We start from the raw sequence: 16357 nt of genomic DNA, 5'->3' as shown, positions 1-16357 counted from the left end.
TCAACAATTTACCATTCTTGTTTATAGTTCTATTTTCTAAAAACAAGCCTTAAACGGGTTCTAGCGCCACTTTTGCACCAAGTGGTAGATGAGGCCAGCTGCCAGCTTGGCGGTACGGTTGTCAATGTCAAGCTTAGGATTCAACTCCACCACATCCACGGTGAGCAATTTGCCGCTGCCAGCAATTTCCTGCAGAAGGGGCAAAATGGCCTGGGGCGGTAAACCCAAGGCTGTGGGGGCACTCACGCCGGGCGCGTAGGCAGCCGCAAACACATCCAGGTCAATGCTGAGGTACACTTTGTCCACCCCAGAGAGAAACTGCTGGACTTTCTGTTTCACCATGTCGGTTAACCCAAACTGCAGGTCCTGGGCTTCCACAAACTGAACCCCCAGTTCAGCGGCGGTCTGGAAGAGTTTGCGGGTGTTCCCATACTCCTGAATACCCAGGCAGAGGTAATGGAATTCTTGCTTAGCCGCTTCCAGCGCGCGGGCGATCTGGAGAAACGGACTGCCGGAACTGGGCTGCGGGCTGTAGCTGCGAAGATCGAAATGGGCGTCCAGGTTGATAATGCCTAGCCGTTCCTGCGGCAGCAGGGATTGCTGGATTCCTTGGAAATGCCCAAAGGCCGTTTCATGTCCGCCCCCCAGGACAATGGTTCGGTAGCCCTGCTTTAGTAACATCGCCACTTTCCTGCCTAGTTGGGCCTGGGCTTCTTCCAGATGGGTTTCGGTGCAAATGACCTCGCCGGCTTCAAACAAGCGCAGGGTTTCAGGCAGATGATCGGCCATAGGAGACAGGGCCTGCCGGATGGCCGCGGGACCATCGGCGGCCCCTACCCTGCCTTGGTTTCGGCGCACGCCCTCCTCACAACTGAACCCCAGGAAAGCAACCTGGCCTTCGCCTTTCGGCACTTCGCCTGAAAGATCCAGCCATTGCATTACCTGGTGCCACCTGAGGCCAAGAGCACCGTCTTGCGGGTCTATTCTTCCCTTCCAGGCCGTTTTGTCTGATGGTTTGTACATCTCTTGGAGAGCTTTTCAATTCTGATTTATAATTCAGGAACCGGTCATGGCCTTAAGCAAAGCTTCCCTCGTTTCCATACCATGGCTGGTTTCAGTTTGCCTTGGTGATATAAGATTTCCCGGTAATCCCCCGTAGGAAAAGCGACGAAATCGCCCAGAAGCCCATGCTGTAAACGACCCCGATCCTCTAGGCGCAAGGCGCGGGCCGCCCGGAAGGTTATGCCTGCGAAGGTTTCGGCCAAGGTCAGTTTCTCAGCGGCACCTAGCAAGGCTGCCTGCAACAGCAGATCCCCCATGGGTGCCGAGCCTGGGTTCCAGTCGGTGGCAATGGCCACACAGAGACCTCCGTCCAGGAGCTGACGGGCGGGGGCATAGCCCATTCCCAAACCCAGGGAAGCTCCTGGAAGAACGGTGGCGACCACCCCGGCAGCTTTTAGTTGGGCAATTTCCTCAGGGCCGCTGGCTTCCAAGTGATCTGCGCTGGCGGCTTTTACCTGGGCCGCCACCTGGCTGCCTCCCTTACTGAACTGATCAGCATGCACCGTTACCTCAAATTCCATTTCCAGCGCGGCTTGCAGGTAAGTTAAAGCCTCGGCCTCTGAGAATGCCGTATCTTCAATGAAGATATCCACCCGGTGGGCTAGGTTTTTCTCTTTCACTTTTGGCAGCAATTCTTGTACAATGTGCTGTAAATAAGCCTGTGAATCTGAAAACTCCGGCGGGCGCATGTGGGCAGCCAAGCAGGTGGGCACCAAATCTAGAGCGAGCTGCTGGTCGGCTTCTTGTATGGCTTGCAGCATTTTTAGTTCTTCGGCTACCGTGAGGCCATAGCCGCTTTTCACCTCGCAGGTGGTCACGCCTTCAGTCAGGTGCCGCTTACCTCTGGTGATGATTCCTTGCACCAGTTCTTCCTGGGCAGCAGCCCTGGTTTTAGAAACCGTATCCAGAATACCGCCTCCGCTGCGGGCTATCTCCAAGTAGCTTTTACCCTCCACCCGTAAAGCATAGTCACGAGCCCGGGACCCCGCGAAACACAGGTGCGTGTGGGCATCAATGAAACCGGGAAACAGCACCATCGGCTCCTCTATTTCCTGCAACCTGTACTGCTGGGCTTCTGCTTCCTGGGCCAGTTCTGCATAGGAACCTACTTTCGCAATCTTCTCTCCTTTGATGAGCACGCCCGCGTGATCCAGGACATCCAACTGCGCATCGCGCAAAGGGCCATTCAAAGGCAAGCCTGCCATGGTGATGATTTGGCTGAAAGGCCCGATGAGTAGGTGTTCTTCTGGTTCTTCTGGCATTAAGCTCAAGGTTCAATAAGAAAAAGGTGCAGACAGCAAGTTAATGACGGTTGGCTTGTAAAAATGATTTTCAGGCTGTTTTTAGAAAAACCGGCTTAAAACTGATGGATAGTTTTACTGAATGCAATACAAGTTGTAGGGGCAATCCTTTGTGGTTGCCCTTGCGCATGCCACCGGAATACCGGTTGTTGGTGAGAACACGCAACAACGGCGGACGTGTTTTGGTAAGGCAGACAAAGAAAAGAGCTTGGCAGAAATGAGTGTGGACAGTTAGGGCAACCACAAGGGATTGCCCCTACTTTTCAGAATATCGAGAATAGTAATATCAGTTAATAAAAGCTTTTTAAAAGCTGCTACAACTCCAACCCAAACTGCTCGGCGTTTTCCTGGGCGGTTTCGTAGCCGGCATCGGCGTGGCGGAAGATGCCCAGGGCGGGATCGTTGTGCAGCACGCGGCGGAGGCAACGGTCGGCGCGGTCTGTGCCGTCTGCTAAGATAACCATGCCGGCGTGCTGGGAATAGCCCATGCCTACGCCGCCGCCGTGGTGGAAGGAAACCCAGGTGGCGCCGCCGCTGGCATTGGCCATGAGGTTGAGGAGCGGCCAGTCAGACACGGCATCGGAGCCGTCTTTCATGCCTTCGGTCTCGCGATACGGAGATGCCACCGAGCCGCAGTCCAGGTGGTCACGGCCAATCACGAGGGGCGCTTTTACTTTGCCTTCCCGCACCAGTTGGTTGAACAGGAGACCCGCTTTCTCCCGTTCGCCCATGCCTAGCCAGCAGATGCGGCTGGGAAGTCCCTGGAACGCCACTTTGACCTCGGCTTGCTGAAGCCAATTGATCATGTGCGTGTTCTCGGGGAAAAGTGCTTTCAGAGCCTCATCGGTTACTTTGATGTCCTCGGGATCACCGGAAAGGGCGGCCCAGCGGAACGGGCCTTTGCCCTCGCAGAACAGCGGCCTGATAAACTCGGGCACAAAGCCCGGTATTTCAAAGGCGCGGGGCTCGCCGCCTTGTTGGGCAAACTCGCGCAGGTTGTTGCCATAATCAAAGGTGATACTGCCGCGGCGTTTGAGTTCCAGCATGAAACCTACGTGGCGGCCCATGCTTTTGAGGGACTGCGCCCGGTACTGCTCGGGGTCTCTTTCCCGCAGGGCCAGGGCCTGGGGCAGGCACATGCCGTGGGGCACATAGCCGTTCAACGGATCGTGGGCCGAGGTCTGGTCGGTGAGGATATCCGGGGTAATTCCGTCCTGGATCAGTTGCTGCAGCACATCGCCGATGTCGCCTACCAGGCCAATGGAAACTGCTTCGCCTTTGTCTTTGGCGGCCAGGGCCAGGCGCACGGCTTCGCGGTAATCAAAGGTCATTTTGTCTATGTAGCGGGTCTCCAGGCGTTTTTTGATGCGCTCAGGGTCAATATCCACGCCCAGGAACGTAGCGCCTGCCATGGTGGCCGCTAGGGGTTGGGCTCCGCCCATGCCGCCCAGACCGCCGCTCACCACCAGTTTGTGCTGCAGGCTGCCGCCGTAGTGCTGGCGCCCGCAAGCCGCGAAGGTCTCGTAAGTTCCCTGCAGAATGCCCTGCGTCCCGATGTAAATCCAGGAACCGGCCGTCATCTGCCCGTACATCATGAGGCCCCGCTCCCGCAGTTGGTTGAAATGCTCCCAGGTAGCCCACTTGGGCACCAGGTTGCTGTTGGCGATGAGCACGCGCGGCGCCTCGGCGTGGCTTCTGATCTTGCCCACCGGTTTCCCGCTCTGGATCAGCAGACTCTCGTCTTCTTCCAGCGTCAGGAGCAACTCCACAATCTTGCGGGCATCCTGCGGGGTGCGGGCCGCCTGCCCAATGCCGCCGTACACCACCAACCGGGCCGGGTCCTCGGCCACCTCGGCAGACAGGTTGTTCAGGAACATCCGCAGGGCGGCCTCTGCCTGCCAGTTCTTCGCGTGCAGCGTGGGCCCTACCGCCGGAATGTACACCGGGTGGTTTGCGTAGGTCTGGATAAACTCTTCTACAGAAAGCTTGGGGGCGAGGGCTGTGCGGGACAGAGAAATGGTTTCCATAAGGACAGAGTGGTTTAGTGCTAAAAAGGAAGGCTTGGGCAATTAGAATCCATTAATATACTAAAAATTCTCAATTTGATTACAAAACCAGGTCGCAGATGAGGCTAAAATTTGTTTTTAGGCTACTTCCTGCAAAACAGGGTTAAAACAGGATACGTGAAACAGCACAAAACCGCGAAACGCTTTCCCGCACCCAGACAAAGGCATCCGCGTAAACTCAGGGAGAAAAGGTTACCTTTGTCCTGGAATTATGGAAGAACAGAAAAACAACCCCTTGCACGGTAAAACACTAGAGATGATTCTGGTGCTGCTGGTGGACCATTACGGATGGGAAGAACTGGGAGACCGCATCAGAATCAACAGCTTCACGCACAATCCCAGCATTAAGTCCAGCCTTGCCTTTTTGCGGAAAACGCCTTGGGCGCGCAAGAAAGTGGAAGACCTGTACCTGCGCACCTTTGCCTGAGCCGTTTCTTTTCAGGGCTTGCCGCCTAATTTGGGTGGCGTACATTTTTCCGCACACGTATAGTATTCAGAATCAGCACAGACATGTCAACAGATAACACCATTCGGCTCAACAAATTCATCAGCGACTCGGGCTTCTGCTCGCGCCGCGAGGCCGACAATTACATAGACGAAGGCCGCGTCACCATCAATGACCGCACCGCCAAAAAAGGCGCCACGGTAAAGCCCGGCGACAAAGTGGCCGTGGACGGCGAGGCCATCAAAACCCGCAAACCCAGCGACCGGCCCATTTACCTAGCCTTCAACAAGCCCACCGGCGTCACCACCACTACTGATACCAAGGACAAGAAGAACATCATTGACTTCATTGGCTACCCCAAGCGTATCTTCCCCATCGGAAGGCTAGACAACGCCTCAGAAGGGCTCATCTTTTTGACGAACGACGGGGACATCGTAAACAAGATCCTACGTGCCGACAACAACCACGAGAAGGAATATGTGGTGATGGTGGACAAGCCCGTGACCGATGATTTCATCCAGAAGATGAGCAACGGCGTGCGCCTGTTTGAGGGTGTTACAAAGAAATGCTTTGTGCAGCAGCAGGGCCACAAGGGGTTCAGAATCATTCTGACGCAGGGCTTGAACCGACAGATCCGGCGCATGTGCGAGGCCCTGGGCTACAAAGTGGAGCGGCTCAAGCGCACGCGCATCATGACCGTGAAACTAGACGATCTGCCTTCCGGTCACTGGCGCTACCTCACCCTGGAGGAAATCAAATCCATCAACCAGCTTGTTTCTGAGTCCTCCAAAACCGAGGATGCCTCTTCGTGGGGCAAGGAAGCGGCCCGCGCCGCCAGAAAAGCCGATGCGGCCGACCAGGCGGATGAAGACGAGGTGACCGAGGAATTCGGGGTAAAAGTGCACCGCGTGACCCGGCCCCAACGCACCACCCCGGAGTACGTGAACTCCAAATCCAAAGCCGCCAGAAAGCCCAAGGAAGACGATTCCGCCAACCGCCGTCCCGCACCCAAGGCTGCCCCTGCCCGAAAACCCAAAGCAGACCGCGACGACTTCTTTGACGATGATTTCGCTTCTGAGAAACCGGCCAAGGCACCTTCAGAGCGCCGGCCTAAAGCCTCCGGCGCCAAGAACCTGAAAACCAAATCAGAACACGCTTCTAAAAAGACCCCTCGGTCGCCCAAAGGTTCTCTGCCCGCCAGAAACCCCAAAGCCAAAGCGGCCAGAAAGCCCAAACCAGCCGGTGACCAGACGCCCAAAAGAACAGCCGGCACCCGCGGCAGAGGCAGACGGTAGAAGATTCTTTCAAATAAAGCCAGAAGCGTTTAGGGCCTGCTTCAAGAAAACGGGGCCTAAACGCTTCTGGCTTTTTGGGGCAATTGACCATACAGCACGCACTTGATTTTGGCCCTTGCCGGAAAAACGCTTTCTTTCGGGCAGAAACCTAACCCCTGTTCTGCCTGCCATGCCCCACACCGCCTACGAAGAAAAAGTACTCCAGGAGTTGCGCGAGTGGCAGCAGCAGATGCAACGGGACCCGACTTTGCTCAACCATCTGGCCCGGGGCATGCAGCAGAAACTCAACAGCTACATCCCTGAGAAGGTGCACCAGGCCATTACGGCGGCCATCAAGCAGATGATCAGGGCAGTGCTATTTGGCGCGCGGCACACCACCGGCAATGCCTTCGCGCACGCCACGCTGGAGCTGCAGGAAGGCGTGGTACGGGACCGGATTGATTTTTACAAGAAAACGGCCGCCGCCGAGGGAGGCATCACCGGCGCCGGCGGCATCTTGCTGGGCCTCGCCGATTTCCCGCTTTTAATGGGCATCAAGCTGAAGATGCTGTTTGACATTGCCGCCCTGTACGGCCACTCTGTGGAGGATTACCGCGAGCGGATTTACCTATTGCACATTTTCCAGCTGGCGTTCAGCGGACAGCAGCAGCGCCGCGAGGTGTACCTGCAGATGTTGGACTGGGAAACCCAGAAGCTGCACCTCCCCGAGGACATCCACCAGTTTGACTGGCGCACCTTCCAGCAGGAGTACCGCGATTACATTGACCTGGCCAAGATGGCTCAGCTAATTCCCATCATCGGGGCGCCGGTGGGCGCGGTAGTCAATTACAAGCTTCTCCAGAAACTGGGCACCACCGCCATGAACGCCTACCGCATGCGCTGGAAAGAGCAATCCACCCTGAACCTGCTCTCCCCGCCGGACCATCCTGCCCTTTGATTTTTCTCAGAAACCTGGGCCATTGCAGCTGCATTTGGGCCTTTGTTTCAGGGCCTATTTCTTAAAAACAGCCTAAAAACAAAGGTCTTCTCTTGCAGCAGGGCGTCTAAGATTAATCCTAGAAATACGCCGCCGCAACCTATAATTTATTAACACGTTGCTAAGAACAGCACGGCCTGCGCTGCGGGTTTGTACTGACTGTAATACTACTTGAGCCTTAACCCTACCGCTATGAAAAACCTATTCTCTTATAGTTTGGCCACCGCGGCCATCCTATTGTTTAACTCCTGCGCCACGAACCCCGTTACCGGAAAAAGAGACATCAACTTTGTGTCTGAGGAACAGGAAGTAGCCATGGGCATGCAAGCCGACCCCGGGATAGTTGCCCAGTTTGGGTTGGTGCAGAACCCCACCCTGCAAAAATTCATCCAGGAGAAAGGCCAGCAGATGGCCGCTATCTCGCACAGGCCCAACCTCAAATACGAGTTCAAGATCGTGGACTCTCCCATCCTGAACGCCTTTGCGGTGCCCGGCGGATATGTGTACTTCACCCGCGGCATCATGGCCCACTTCAACTCAGAGGCGCAGTTTGCCGGGGTGTTGGGGCATGAGATTGGCCACGTGACCGCCCGCCACTCGGCGCAGCAGCAAAGCAAATCCACCCTGGCGCAGGTCCTGCTCATTGGCGGAATGATTGCCTCCCCTACCTTGGCAAATTACGGAAACGAACTCATGCAGGGAGCCGGACTTTTATTCCTGAAATTCGGACGCGACGATGAGCGCCAGTCTGATGAACTGGGAGTGGAATACTCTACCAAGATAGGATATGATGCCAGCCACATGGCCGATTTCTTCCAAACTCTGCAACGGCAAACCGAGCAAAGTGGCCAGGGCCAGATTCCGGAGTGGCAATCTACGCACCCAGACCCGGCCAACCGTTATACCACCGTGCACCAACTCGCCGATCAGTGGAAGCAGAAAACAAGCGCTACCAACCTGAAGGAAGGCAGAGACAGTTACCTGAGAATGCTGGAGGGCCTGATCTACGGCGAAGACCCAAAACAAGGCTTCGTGGAGAATAGCATCTTCTATCACCCAGAACTGAAGTTCCAGTTCCCGATCCCAGCCGGCTGGAAACACCAGAACTCTCCGCAACAGGTACAGATGGCCCCAGCAGATGGGAAGGCGATGATGTTCCTGCGCCTGGCTCAGGGCACTTCCCTGGAGGCCGCGGCCCAGAAAATGCTCACCGACAACCAATTGCAAGCCTTGGAATCTAAACAGGTAACGGTAAACGGTTTACCTGCCCTGGCGGTAATTTCGCAACAGGCGCCACAACAACAGCAACAGCAGCAGCAAGCCCAGCAACAACAAACTCCTCCAATTCAAGCGCTGAGCTACTTTATCCAGTACGGCGGCAACATCTACAACATCACCGGGGTGACCGCAGCTACTGATTTCAATACCTACTTCCCGGCGTTTAGTGCCACGGCAACCAACTTCCGGCAACTCACCGATCAGGAGAAAATCAACCGCAAACCGGAAGTAGTGCGCATCAAAACCGTGCGTACCGCCGGAACCTTGTCACAGGTGCTGCAATCGTACAATGTGCCCAGCAAACGCTTCGATGAAATGGCCATTCTGAACGGCATGCAGTTAAGTGACCGTATTGCTGCCAATACCTTGATCAAAGTGATTGAGAAGTAAACAGCAAATGGTAATGTTTAAGAAAGGCCCTACACCAAAAATGTAGGGCCTTTTTCTTTGAATTGGTTTTAGCCACTTTTTCCAGAAAACAAGGCAAAAACTATCTAGTGATTTTGAGGCGTTTTTCAGAAAACAGGCTAAAAACCATTGGTAGCAGCAAAGTCAAATTCCTACTTCACAGAAGCCTCTTTCCACCTGAACAAAAGCAATCCTGCGGCAAAAACCACCAGCACACTGAGGAGCAGTTTCACCAAACCATTCTTAGCGGAGGGCATGTCTGACGTGCTGGTAAAACTGTGCCGGGGTTCCCGAGCGTAATCGGCGTGGGTGAAGCCAACCTGCTTGAACAGGAATGGATAGTAAAACTCGCGCAGGGTATCGTGGTAGTGGGTGGCACTTTGCAGGAATTGCAGGTAAGAAGGTAAGTCAGAACCGGCCATGGCGTTGAAAATGCCCTGCACGTTCACCGGCACCGACAGCACATTTAGGTTTTGCACCAGGTCATGCCGAGCCTGCAGACTGCTTTGGTACTCTTTCGCCAGATCTTCCACGGCTATGTCTCCCAGCAAATGAAAGGCATAGTACCATTTCCAGGCGAACCGGCCCTGGATCTCGGCCGTGTCGCGGTATTGTGGATAGCGCACGAAGAAGGCCTCCATGGTTTCGCGCTTAGGTTTGTCCCAACCGCCGTGCACCACCTCGCGCTGCTTGATGGTGAGGGCTAGCGCCTGTGGAACCGGTTGCCGGATGGACACATACACGTTCAGTAGCGCCGGGATGATGATGGTGAGCAATAACCACACGCCCAATAACGTCACCGCATTGAACGCCGAGTTTTTCTGCAAGGCCGCCACTAGAAACGCCATCCCGAACCAGAATACGCAATACAGTACCACCACGCCCAACCACAAGGCTATCCGTGCATCTGGCACGACCGCGCCCCAGACCATGGCCACAATGGAAAGCAACAACGCCATACCCAGCACCACCATCATCCGGAACGTGAGTTTCGCTCCCACAATCAGCGGAAGGCTGATGGGCTGCGACAGCAACAAAGGCAAAGTGCCCTGTTCTTTCTCAATGGACAGAATGTTAAAGCACAACCCAATGATGAGCAGCGGAAACAGGTACACCAGCACAAATGCCAGGTCAAAGTTCCCGGAGAGCACCTTCAACGGGTTGATGTTCTCTGAATCATACAGCTGGGATTGCAGGTTCAGGAGGCGCAGCTTAATGTAGTACGGGTTTACGTCGCGCTGGCCTAAGGAGAGGCTTGCCCAGGAATCTGGATGGTGGACGGCGAAGGTGGAGTGGTAGTAGCCGATGTCTCCGGCATCTGCCTCGGAGGGGTATTTGGTTTTCATCTCGGCCACATTGTGCTGGGTCAATACCTCCAGCCCTGCTATGTTTTCGCGCTGCCGCTCTACTTCGGTAGTGCCGTAGTAGATGCCGTACAATCCGGCCACCAAAGCGAGGGTGGAAAGAATGACCAGTCCTCTATATGCCCGGAAATTGAGCCATTCGTATTTGATCAGTATCCAGAAAGGTTTCATGTCTTACGCAATTTGAATTTTGTCAATCAGCCGAAGCCCCAGGGTGCACACCAGCGCTAACCACAAAAACAACGCCACCAGGGAAATCAAGTGACTACCTAAAGCCCATTGGACCGGCGGCGCCTCATACGTGAAAGGCGCCAGTTCTTTCCAGGTGTCTGCGCTGAGGCGGGTGGTTTTGTCTTTGTACTTGAGCCGGGTAGTCTGAATGTGGTTCAGGCTCTGGGCCAAGTGGTAGCGGTACTGCTCGGCCTCGTTCTGGAAATGGAGGTAGTGCGGAAAATCGGAGCCCGCCATGCCCATGGACAGGTTGCGCACCGCCAGGTACGGGTTCAGGAAACCGGCCCACTCCGAGACGCGGTTCTGCTTCTGGAAAATATCGGTGAGCTCTGCGAAATATTCCCGATAAACCTTGGTGCTCTGCTCTTCCCCCACGGCCATAATAATTCCGTCAAAATTCACCGGCAATTGGCTCAGCGAATCTGCCCCGTACTTCTGGAGCAATTCTTTTTTGAAAGCTTCAGCGCGGGCATCCTGCGAGTTATGGCCGTCAATGCCTTTGGCCACTTCCTCGTGCACATCAGCGTCCATCTGGGCTCTGGTGGGCGTGGTGTAAAGCGTGTTGCCCAGGTTGGCAGAGGCTTTGGGAATGATCACGCAGCAGAGAATCCAGATGCCCAGCAAGGTCACCAAAGCCGTGCTAGAGCGCTGGTGTACCCCCGAGACAACCACCGACAGTACCACGAAAATGAAGAAGTACACCAGGTAAAACCCGATGAACAGCAGCAGCCTGACCAGCACATCGGTGTGCCATTCAAAGCCACTCCGCCCGAACAGCAGCAGACTGGCAATAAGCAAGGCAGGTCCCACGACCAGGGCCACGGTTTTGCCGTACCCGGCAATCTTGGCCCAGGCAATCTCCCGCAGAGACACGCCCTGGCTCAGCAGAATCTTGAGCGTCCCGGTTTCCTTTTCCTGGGTGAAAGTGCTGAAACAAAGGAAAATGATGAGCAGCGGAAGGAGCATCTGCAGCACAAAGGCCACGGTCATTTCCCCGAACCGGATAAGCGAGGAGGATTGCTGCGCCTGACTGAAATTGGCGCTGTTCTGCCGGTGCGCCTCCATGAACACCGAGGCCCCGGTATAGGAATCCAGCCCGAAATCCAGGAAACTGATGCTGGACTTGGGCCGGAACGCATAAGAGCCGTAATGCGCCATGCGGTGCGGATGCCGGTCAGCGGAGTTCTGGAACTGGTGGTTCACGGTTTGCTGCGCCACGTCGCGTTCCTGCTGCTGGGTATGGTAGCTGTACAGGCCCACCACCGTGGCGGCCAGCAACAACAGCAAAACCAGCACGCTTAGCACCACAAAACGCCGGTCACGCAGGGTGCTGATGAATTCTTTTTGGGCAATGCTTTTGACCATCCTTACGCGTGCATATAGTTGAGGTACAGTTTTTCCAGCTCGTTGGCGTTTAGTTCGGTCGTGCCCAGCAAATCCACCAGTTCGCCCTCCCGCATAATGCCCACGCGAGTGCCCACTTCCTTCGCCCGAAAAATATCATGGGTAGCCATGAAAATGGCCGTACCGTTCGCGCTCAGTTGGAGCAACAGTTCCGAGAATTCATTGCTGGCCTTCGGGTCCAGTCCCGAGGTGGGTTCATCCAGCAGCAGTACTTTGGCGTGCTTTGCAACGGCTATAGCAATGCCCACCTTTTGCCGCATCCCCTTGGAGTAAGCACCCACTTTGCGCTTCGCCGCCTCGCCCGGTAAACCTGCCTGCACCAGATAGGTCATCAGTTCCTCCTGAGAATAGTCGAAGCTCGCCAGATTGCTGAACAAGGCTAGGTTCTCCAATCCCGTCAGGTTAGGGTACAGCATCACATTCTCCGGAATGTAGGCCAGGTATTCTTTCACCTTGATGGGGTTCGCGGCTACTTCCAGCCCGTTGATGTACGCCGCTCCTGACGTAGGTCTGATAAACCCCAAGAACAGGTTAATGGTAGTAGACTTTCCGGCGCCATTCTGACCCAAAAGGCAAAAAATCTCCCCGGGTTCTATCTGCAGGTCTAGACCTTTCAGGGCCAGTTTGTCCTGGTATTGTTTCTTCAGTTGTCTTGCTTCTAGGGCAAATTTCATATGGATGATTGTTAATTGTTAATTGTCAATTGCTAATTGTTTTTGTTTTAGAGTTGTTTTGGGAGAAATGGGCTGAAAACCTAAAAAGGAATTGTTCTCAGGATGACCATCTTTTTGTAGGGGCAATCCCTTGTGGTTGCCCTTTCACGGTTGCTAGGTTAGCAAGGGCAACCACAAGGGATTGCCCCTACATTTTCCTCAAACTTGCCTTCTGTTTTCGGCTTAAATTTTAAAAATCAGCCACAAAACACACTATACCTTAAATGGTATACCCCACCGTGGCAATGAAATTCCTAGGGGCACCGGGGCTGGCTCGGAAGTAATCGTAGCCTCCCACGAAGTAGCGTTTGTTCAGGACGTTGTTCAGGTTCAGACTTAGTTTAAATTTGTTCACGTGGTAGAACAGGGCCGCAGTGACCACGGTGTATTCAGGCCAGTAATCCCAAATGAGCTCGCCAGTATTCACGGCGTTCACCTGTACTTCCATGCGACGGCGGCTCACGTAATTTCCGCCTAGGGCTATGCCAACTCCATTCAGGACAGGACCGGTAAAGGTGTATTTCGCCCAAAGACCCGCCGAGTACTTAGGGGCGTTGGCGGCGACCATGCCGTTTTCGGCGGCTACATCGGCATCCAGAATCTCGGTGCGGTTGAAGGCGTAGTTGGCGTTCAGGTTGAAGTTGGGAAGTAGGTTGCCGGTTACTTCCAGCTCCATTCCGCGGGAGCGGGCTTTCCCGTTCTGCCGGTAGATGGGGTTGCCTTCCTCGGTCACCTGCCCCGTGTTGATGAGGGTATTTCGCTTTTCAATCTGGTAGAAAGAGACGGTGGCAAACAAGGCTTTCTGGAAGAACTCGCCTTTGAACCCTGTTTCCACCTGGTAGCTCTGCTCATTCTCAAAAGGCTCGCCACGGCCGTAGCGCTCAGGGAATTTAATGTACCGCGGATTGATGGGCCGGAAACCTTGGTTGTAACTGGCGAAGTAGTTCACGTTCTCCAACACCGAGTACGTGAGACCCGCGCGGGGCAGCAGCATGTTTTGCTGCACGGTTTCCTCGCCGTTGCCGTAGTCCCGTTCATCGCGGAACAGCTCATAGCGCAGCCCCAGCAGCAATCCCAATTTATCGGTTACTTCCACTTGGTCCTGCACATACAGGCCAGTGGTATGGAACACCGAGTTGAGGTAGTCGATGAAGAACTGCGGCGTGGGCCGCCGGATGTAATCGCTGGTGTTCTTGATCTCATAGACTGGGTTCCTCAGGTCAAAGGTCAATGGCACAGCCTTCCCATTCACCAATTGCTGCCGGGCCTCAAACATGGTGCTGTTCTTGTCGGTGGAGAACTTCACGTAATCGGCGCCCAGCACTACTTTGTGGCTGAGTGGGCCGGTGTTCCCGGCATAGGAGAAGTAGGCAGAGAGGTTATCGGTGTACTCTTTGGCCCGCCTTTCAAAGTACCGCAGGTTCATCACGGTGTTCAGGGGTGCATCGGCGAAGGTGTTCAGAGTGCGGTGCTCCTTGATGTCCTCGGCGTAGGCGAACTTCATGTACGCCACGTTGAACGAGAGCTGGTCGTTGATTTTCTGGTTTAGAGAGGCGTTGAGCGAAAGATCCGTTACCCGGAAGTGGTCATTGGGCTGGCTCAGGGTAAAGGAAAACGGAAGCGCGTACAAGTCACCGGCCTGAATGGGCAGCCCGCGGTCCAAATAGCCATTGAAGTTGCTGTACACCAGTTCAGCGTTGAAGGTGGTGTTCTCGGTGGGCCGGAACGTGATAGTGGGCGCTACAATGAAGGAGGCCCGGTCATTCACGTCCCGAAAGGTTTTGGTATTCTCGTAGCCCACGTTCAGGCGGTACAACAAGGTTTTGTCTACGGTTAAGGCACCGGTGAAATCCAGCGTAGAGCGCATCGTCTGGAAACTCCCTACCGAGAAACTCACGGCCTTACGGTCTTCCTCCAGCGGCTTCTTGGTCACCATGTTGATGGTTCCGCCGGGGTTGATGTCCCCGAACAGCGCCGCCCCCGGGCCTTTCAACACCTCCACCCACTCCAAGTTCACCGTCAGCGGCACCCGGAAAAAGCCGTTCCCGTAGCTGTAACCCGAGCGCAGGCCATTCACCAACCGGAAGCCGCTCTCGTAGCCGTTCCGGAAGCCGCGCACCGTGAGGTCGTCGTAGCTGGAATACTGGTTCACGCCCGCCACGTTCTTCACCACGTCGTTGAGGGTAAAGGCCTGCTGGTCCTCTATGAGCTCCTTGGTGACCGTGGAAATGGTCTGCGGCACGTCCATGACCAGGGTGGCGGTTTTGGTCCCGATAAAACTGTACTCGCTTTTGTAGGATGTTTCCTTCCGGCCCAGCACCTCCACTTCCTGCAGGGCTTGGGAATTTTGCTTTAAAGTAAAAGCCACCAATACCTCGGAGTTACCGGCAGCCAGGACAATGGTTCTTGCTTCGGTGGTGTACCCCACTCCCAAAGCCAGCAAGGTATAGGTGCCAAACGGTACATGGTGGAGGTGAAACGAGCCGTCGGCCGCGGTCACCGCCGACAAGGCATTATTTTCCTTGAGGGTAACGGTTAGGCCTTCCAATGCATCGCCTTTGGCGTTTTTGACGGTTCCGGTAACATGCCCCTCGGTTTGGGAATACGCTACCAGCTGATGCAGCATCAGAAGAAATAAAATGAGATGTCTTTTCATAAAACGAGGGATAAGCCCAGGTGAAAGCTATTGGTAAAAGCTTTCACCTGGTGGGGTTGAAGTCTGAGGATTTATTGGATGTGCCCGATGTTGAAAAGCCCGTCGCCGGCCTTTACCGGCGGATTGAAAATCTTGTAAAGAATGAAGCCGTCTACCGGGCAGAACACATCGGCGAGATGGTTCCCGAAAAGGTCGGTGGTATAGCCCAGCCGCATGCCCTTTTTCACGTAGTCGCCGCTGGTGAGATCGCTGTAGAAAAAGCCGGTGTGCTTGCTTTCCACGGTGGTGCGTTGGGCCACCATTATTGGGTTAGCCACGTTGTTGGGCTTTCCTTCCAGGATGGTCAGGTGGCGCATCAGGCTGTTCAGGGCGGCCAATACCTTCTGCACCGTTTCCTCTTCTACCCTACCCATGCGGCCGCATTCAATGTCCACGGCCGGGATGTTGCGCTTGGTGGCCTCCCGGGAACAGTAGATAGACGCCTCCGTCAGCGCCTGTTCATTCCCGAACTGCACAATGAAATCAAAGCCCAAGCTGACGGCCATCTGACGGGCTTTCTCCGAGACCTCGGGCATGTTGAAGTAGTTGTAATAGCCGGAGTACGGGCGCAAATCCCCGTTGGCATCGCCGTCGTGCACGTCAATAAAGTAATCGCAGCGCGCGATGATGTCATTGGAAATAAGCCAGGCGATTTGCTCGGTGCTGGTGCCCTCTTTTTTGCCCGGGAAAACGCGGTTCAGGTTCTTTCCATCCAAAGGGTTCACCCGCAGGCTGCGGTTCAGAAAAGCGGGCACATTAGCTAGGTGCATCAGAATGACGGTGCCGCTCATCTGCGCAGGGTCTAATTGTTTGCCTAGCTTTTGGGCGGCCATGATGGGCGCATACTCCAGGCCGTGCACCCCGGCCGTGATGCCCAGAACAGGTCCTTTCTTGGCTCCGTGGAAAACAGTCACCGGAATAACGGTGCTGTCTTGGGACGTGACGACGGGTAGCAGAAAGCTCAGTTTTGAGCCTGGTTTTATCTTTTCGCCCTGAAACTGGAAAGCTTTTACCTGGGCATGGGCGGATAGGTGTAACGCGAAAAAGAAGAATAGAAGTAAAGGTAAATTTCTCATAAGAAACGCAAATCGTAAACGGCAGACAATGCCCGGCTTTGGG

General features: G+C 54.8%; 12 protein-coding genes. 4 read left to right on the top strand and 8 right to left on the bottom strand.

Annotated features, from left to right (window positions below; all coding sequences use genetic code 11):
* Positions 1–60: 60 nt before the first annotated feature.
* The 3 genes from hutG to hutU all read right to left on the bottom strand — a co-directional run bounded on the left by hutG (position 61) and on the right by hutU (position 4390).
* A complete protein-coding gene (hutG, locus tag FOA19_RS21830) occupies positions 61–1023 on the bottom strand; it encodes a formimidoylglutamase (RefSeq protein WP_149092958.1) in 963 nt (320 codons plus the stop codon).
* A gap of 44 nt (positions 1024–1067) precedes the next feature.
* The gene (hutI, locus tag FOA19_RS21825) at positions 1068–2324 is read right to left on the bottom strand and encodes an imidazolonepropionase (RefSeq protein ID WP_149092957.1); all 1257 of its coding nucleotides are present in this window, start codon (positions 2322–2324) and stop codon (positions 1068–1070) included.
* A gap of 353 nt (positions 2325–2677) precedes the next feature.
* The gene (hutU, locus tag FOA19_RS21820; RefSeq protein WP_149092956.1) at positions 2678–4390 is read right to left on the bottom strand and encodes a urocanate hydratase; all 1713 of its coding nucleotides are present in this window, start codon (positions 4388–4390) and stop codon (positions 2678–2680) included.
* A 250-nt stretch (positions 4391–4640) separates the two neighbouring features.
* On the opposite strand from hutU, the gene FOA19_RS21815 reads away from it, so the two are divergent.
* From FOA19_RS21815 to FOA19_RS21800, 4 genes are all read left to right on the top strand, one after another.
* On the top strand, positions 4641–4856 hold the full coding sequence (locus tag FOA19_RS21815; RefSeq protein ID WP_149092955.1) for a VF530 family protein: 216 nt from the start codon (positions 4641–4643) through the stop codon (positions 4854–4856).
* Between the two features lie 83 nt (positions 4857–4939).
* Positions 4940–6169 (top strand): 23S rRNA pseudouridine(2604) synthase RluF, encoded by a 1230-nt coding sequence (gene rluF / locus FOA19_RS21810; RefSeq protein WP_149092954.1) that lies wholly within the window; start codon positions 4940–4942, stop codon positions 6167–6169.
* Positions 6170–6338: 169 nt separating this feature from the next.
* Positions 6339–7106 carry an EcsC family protein gene (locus tag FOA19_RS21805; protein WP_149092953.1) on the top strand — a complete coding sequence of 256 codons (768 nt, stop codon included), beginning with the start codon at positions 6339–6341 and terminating at the stop codon, positions 7104–7106.
* Between the two features lie 231 nt (positions 7107–7337).
* On the top strand, positions 7338–8813 hold the full coding sequence (locus FOA19_RS21800; RefSeq protein WP_149092952.1) for a M48 family metalloprotease: 1476 nt from the start codon (positions 7338–7340) through the stop codon (positions 8811–8813).
* Between the two features lie 170 nt (positions 8814–8983).
* Here the strand turns inward: FOA19_RS21800 and FOA19_RS21795 are convergent, their stop codons facing one another.
* The 5 genes from FOA19_RS21795 to FOA19_RS21775 all read right to left on the bottom strand — a co-directional run bounded on the left by FOA19_RS21795 (position 8984) and on the right by FOA19_RS21775 (position 16314).
* A complete protein-coding gene (locus FOA19_RS21795) occupies positions 8984–10366 on the bottom strand; it encodes an ABC transporter permease (RefSeq protein WP_149092951.1) in 1383 nt (460 codons plus the stop codon).
* A 3-nt stretch (positions 10367–10369) separates the two neighbouring features.
* Positions 10370–11791 carry an ABC transporter permease gene (locus FOA19_RS21790; protein ID WP_149092950.1) on the bottom strand — a complete coding sequence of 474 codons (1422 nt, stop codon included), beginning with the start codon at positions 11789–11791 and terminating at the stop codon, positions 10370–10372.
* A gap of 2 nt (positions 11792–11793) precedes the next feature.
* Entirely contained in the window at positions 11794–12504 is a 711-nt protein-coding gene (locus FOA19_RS21785; protein ID WP_149092949.1) for an ABC transporter ATP-binding protein, read from the bottom strand.
* Between the two features lie 259 nt (positions 12505–12763).
* Positions 12764–15199: a TonB-dependent receptor gene (locus FOA19_RS21780; RefSeq protein WP_149092948.1), complete on the bottom strand. Its 2436-nt coding sequence runs from the start codon at positions 15197–15199 to the stop codon at positions 12764–12766.
* 71 nt (positions 15200–15270) lie between these two features.
* Positions 15271–16314 (bottom strand): succinylglutamate desuccinylase/aspartoacylase family protein, encoded by a 1044-nt coding sequence (locus tag FOA19_RS21775; RefSeq protein ID WP_149092947.1) that lies wholly within the window; start codon positions 16312–16314, stop codon positions 15271–15273.
* Positions 16315–16357 lie beyond the last annotated feature (43 nt).

This window comes from Rufibacter hautae (assembly GCF_008271695.1).
GTDB lineage: Bacteria > Bacteroidota > Bacteroidia > Cytophagales > Hymenobacteraceae > Nibribacter > Nibribacter hautae.
This window is presented reverse-complemented; position numbering and strand designations above follow the sequence as displayed.

Bases quoted from the DNA above. Each gene is read 5' to 3' on its own strand.
- hutG (WP_149092958.1), bottom strand. From the start codon at position 1,023: ATGTACAAACCATCAGACAAAACGGCCTGGAAGGGAAGAATAGACCCG.
- hutI (WP_149092957.1), bottom strand. From the start codon at position 2,324: ATGCCAGAAGAACCAGAAGAACACCTACTCATCGGGCCTTTCAGCCAA.
- hutU (WP_149092956.1), bottom strand. From the start codon at position 4,390: ATGGAAACCATTTCTCTGTCCCGCACAGCCCTCGCCCCCAAGCTTTCT.
- FOA19_RS21815 (WP_149092955.1), top strand. From the start codon at position 4,641: ATGGAAGAACAGAAAAACAACCCCTTGCACGGTAAAACACTAGAGATG.
- rluF (WP_149092954.1), top strand. From the start codon at position 4,940: ATGTCAACAGATAACACCATTCGGCTCAACAAATTCATCAGCGACTCG.
- FOA19_RS21805 (WP_149092953.1), top strand. From the start codon at position 6,339: ATGCCCCACACCGCCTACGAAGAAAAAGTACTCCAGGAGTTGCGCGAG.
- FOA19_RS21800 (WP_149092952.1), top strand. From the start codon at position 7,338: ATGAAAAACCTATTCTCTTATAGTTTGGCCACCGCGGCCATCCTATTG.
- FOA19_RS21795 (WP_149092951.1), bottom strand. From the start codon at position 10,366: ATGAAACCTTTCTGGATACTGATCAAATACGAATGGCTCAATTTCCGG.
- FOA19_RS21790 (WP_149092950.1), bottom strand. From the start codon at position 11,791: ATGGTCAAAAGCATTGCCCAAAAAGAATTCATCAGCACCCTGCGTGAC.
- FOA19_RS21785 (WP_149092949.1), bottom strand. From the start codon at position 12,504: ATGAAATTTGCCCTAGAAGCAAGACAACTGAAGAAACAATACCAGGAC.
- FOA19_RS21780 (WP_149092948.1), bottom strand. From the start codon at position 15,199: ATGAAAAGACATCTCATTTTATTTCTTCTGATGCTGCATCAGCTGGTA.
- FOA19_RS21775 (WP_149092947.1), bottom strand. From the start codon at position 16,314: ATGAGAAATTTACCTTTACTTCTATTCTTCTTTTTCGCGTTACACCTA.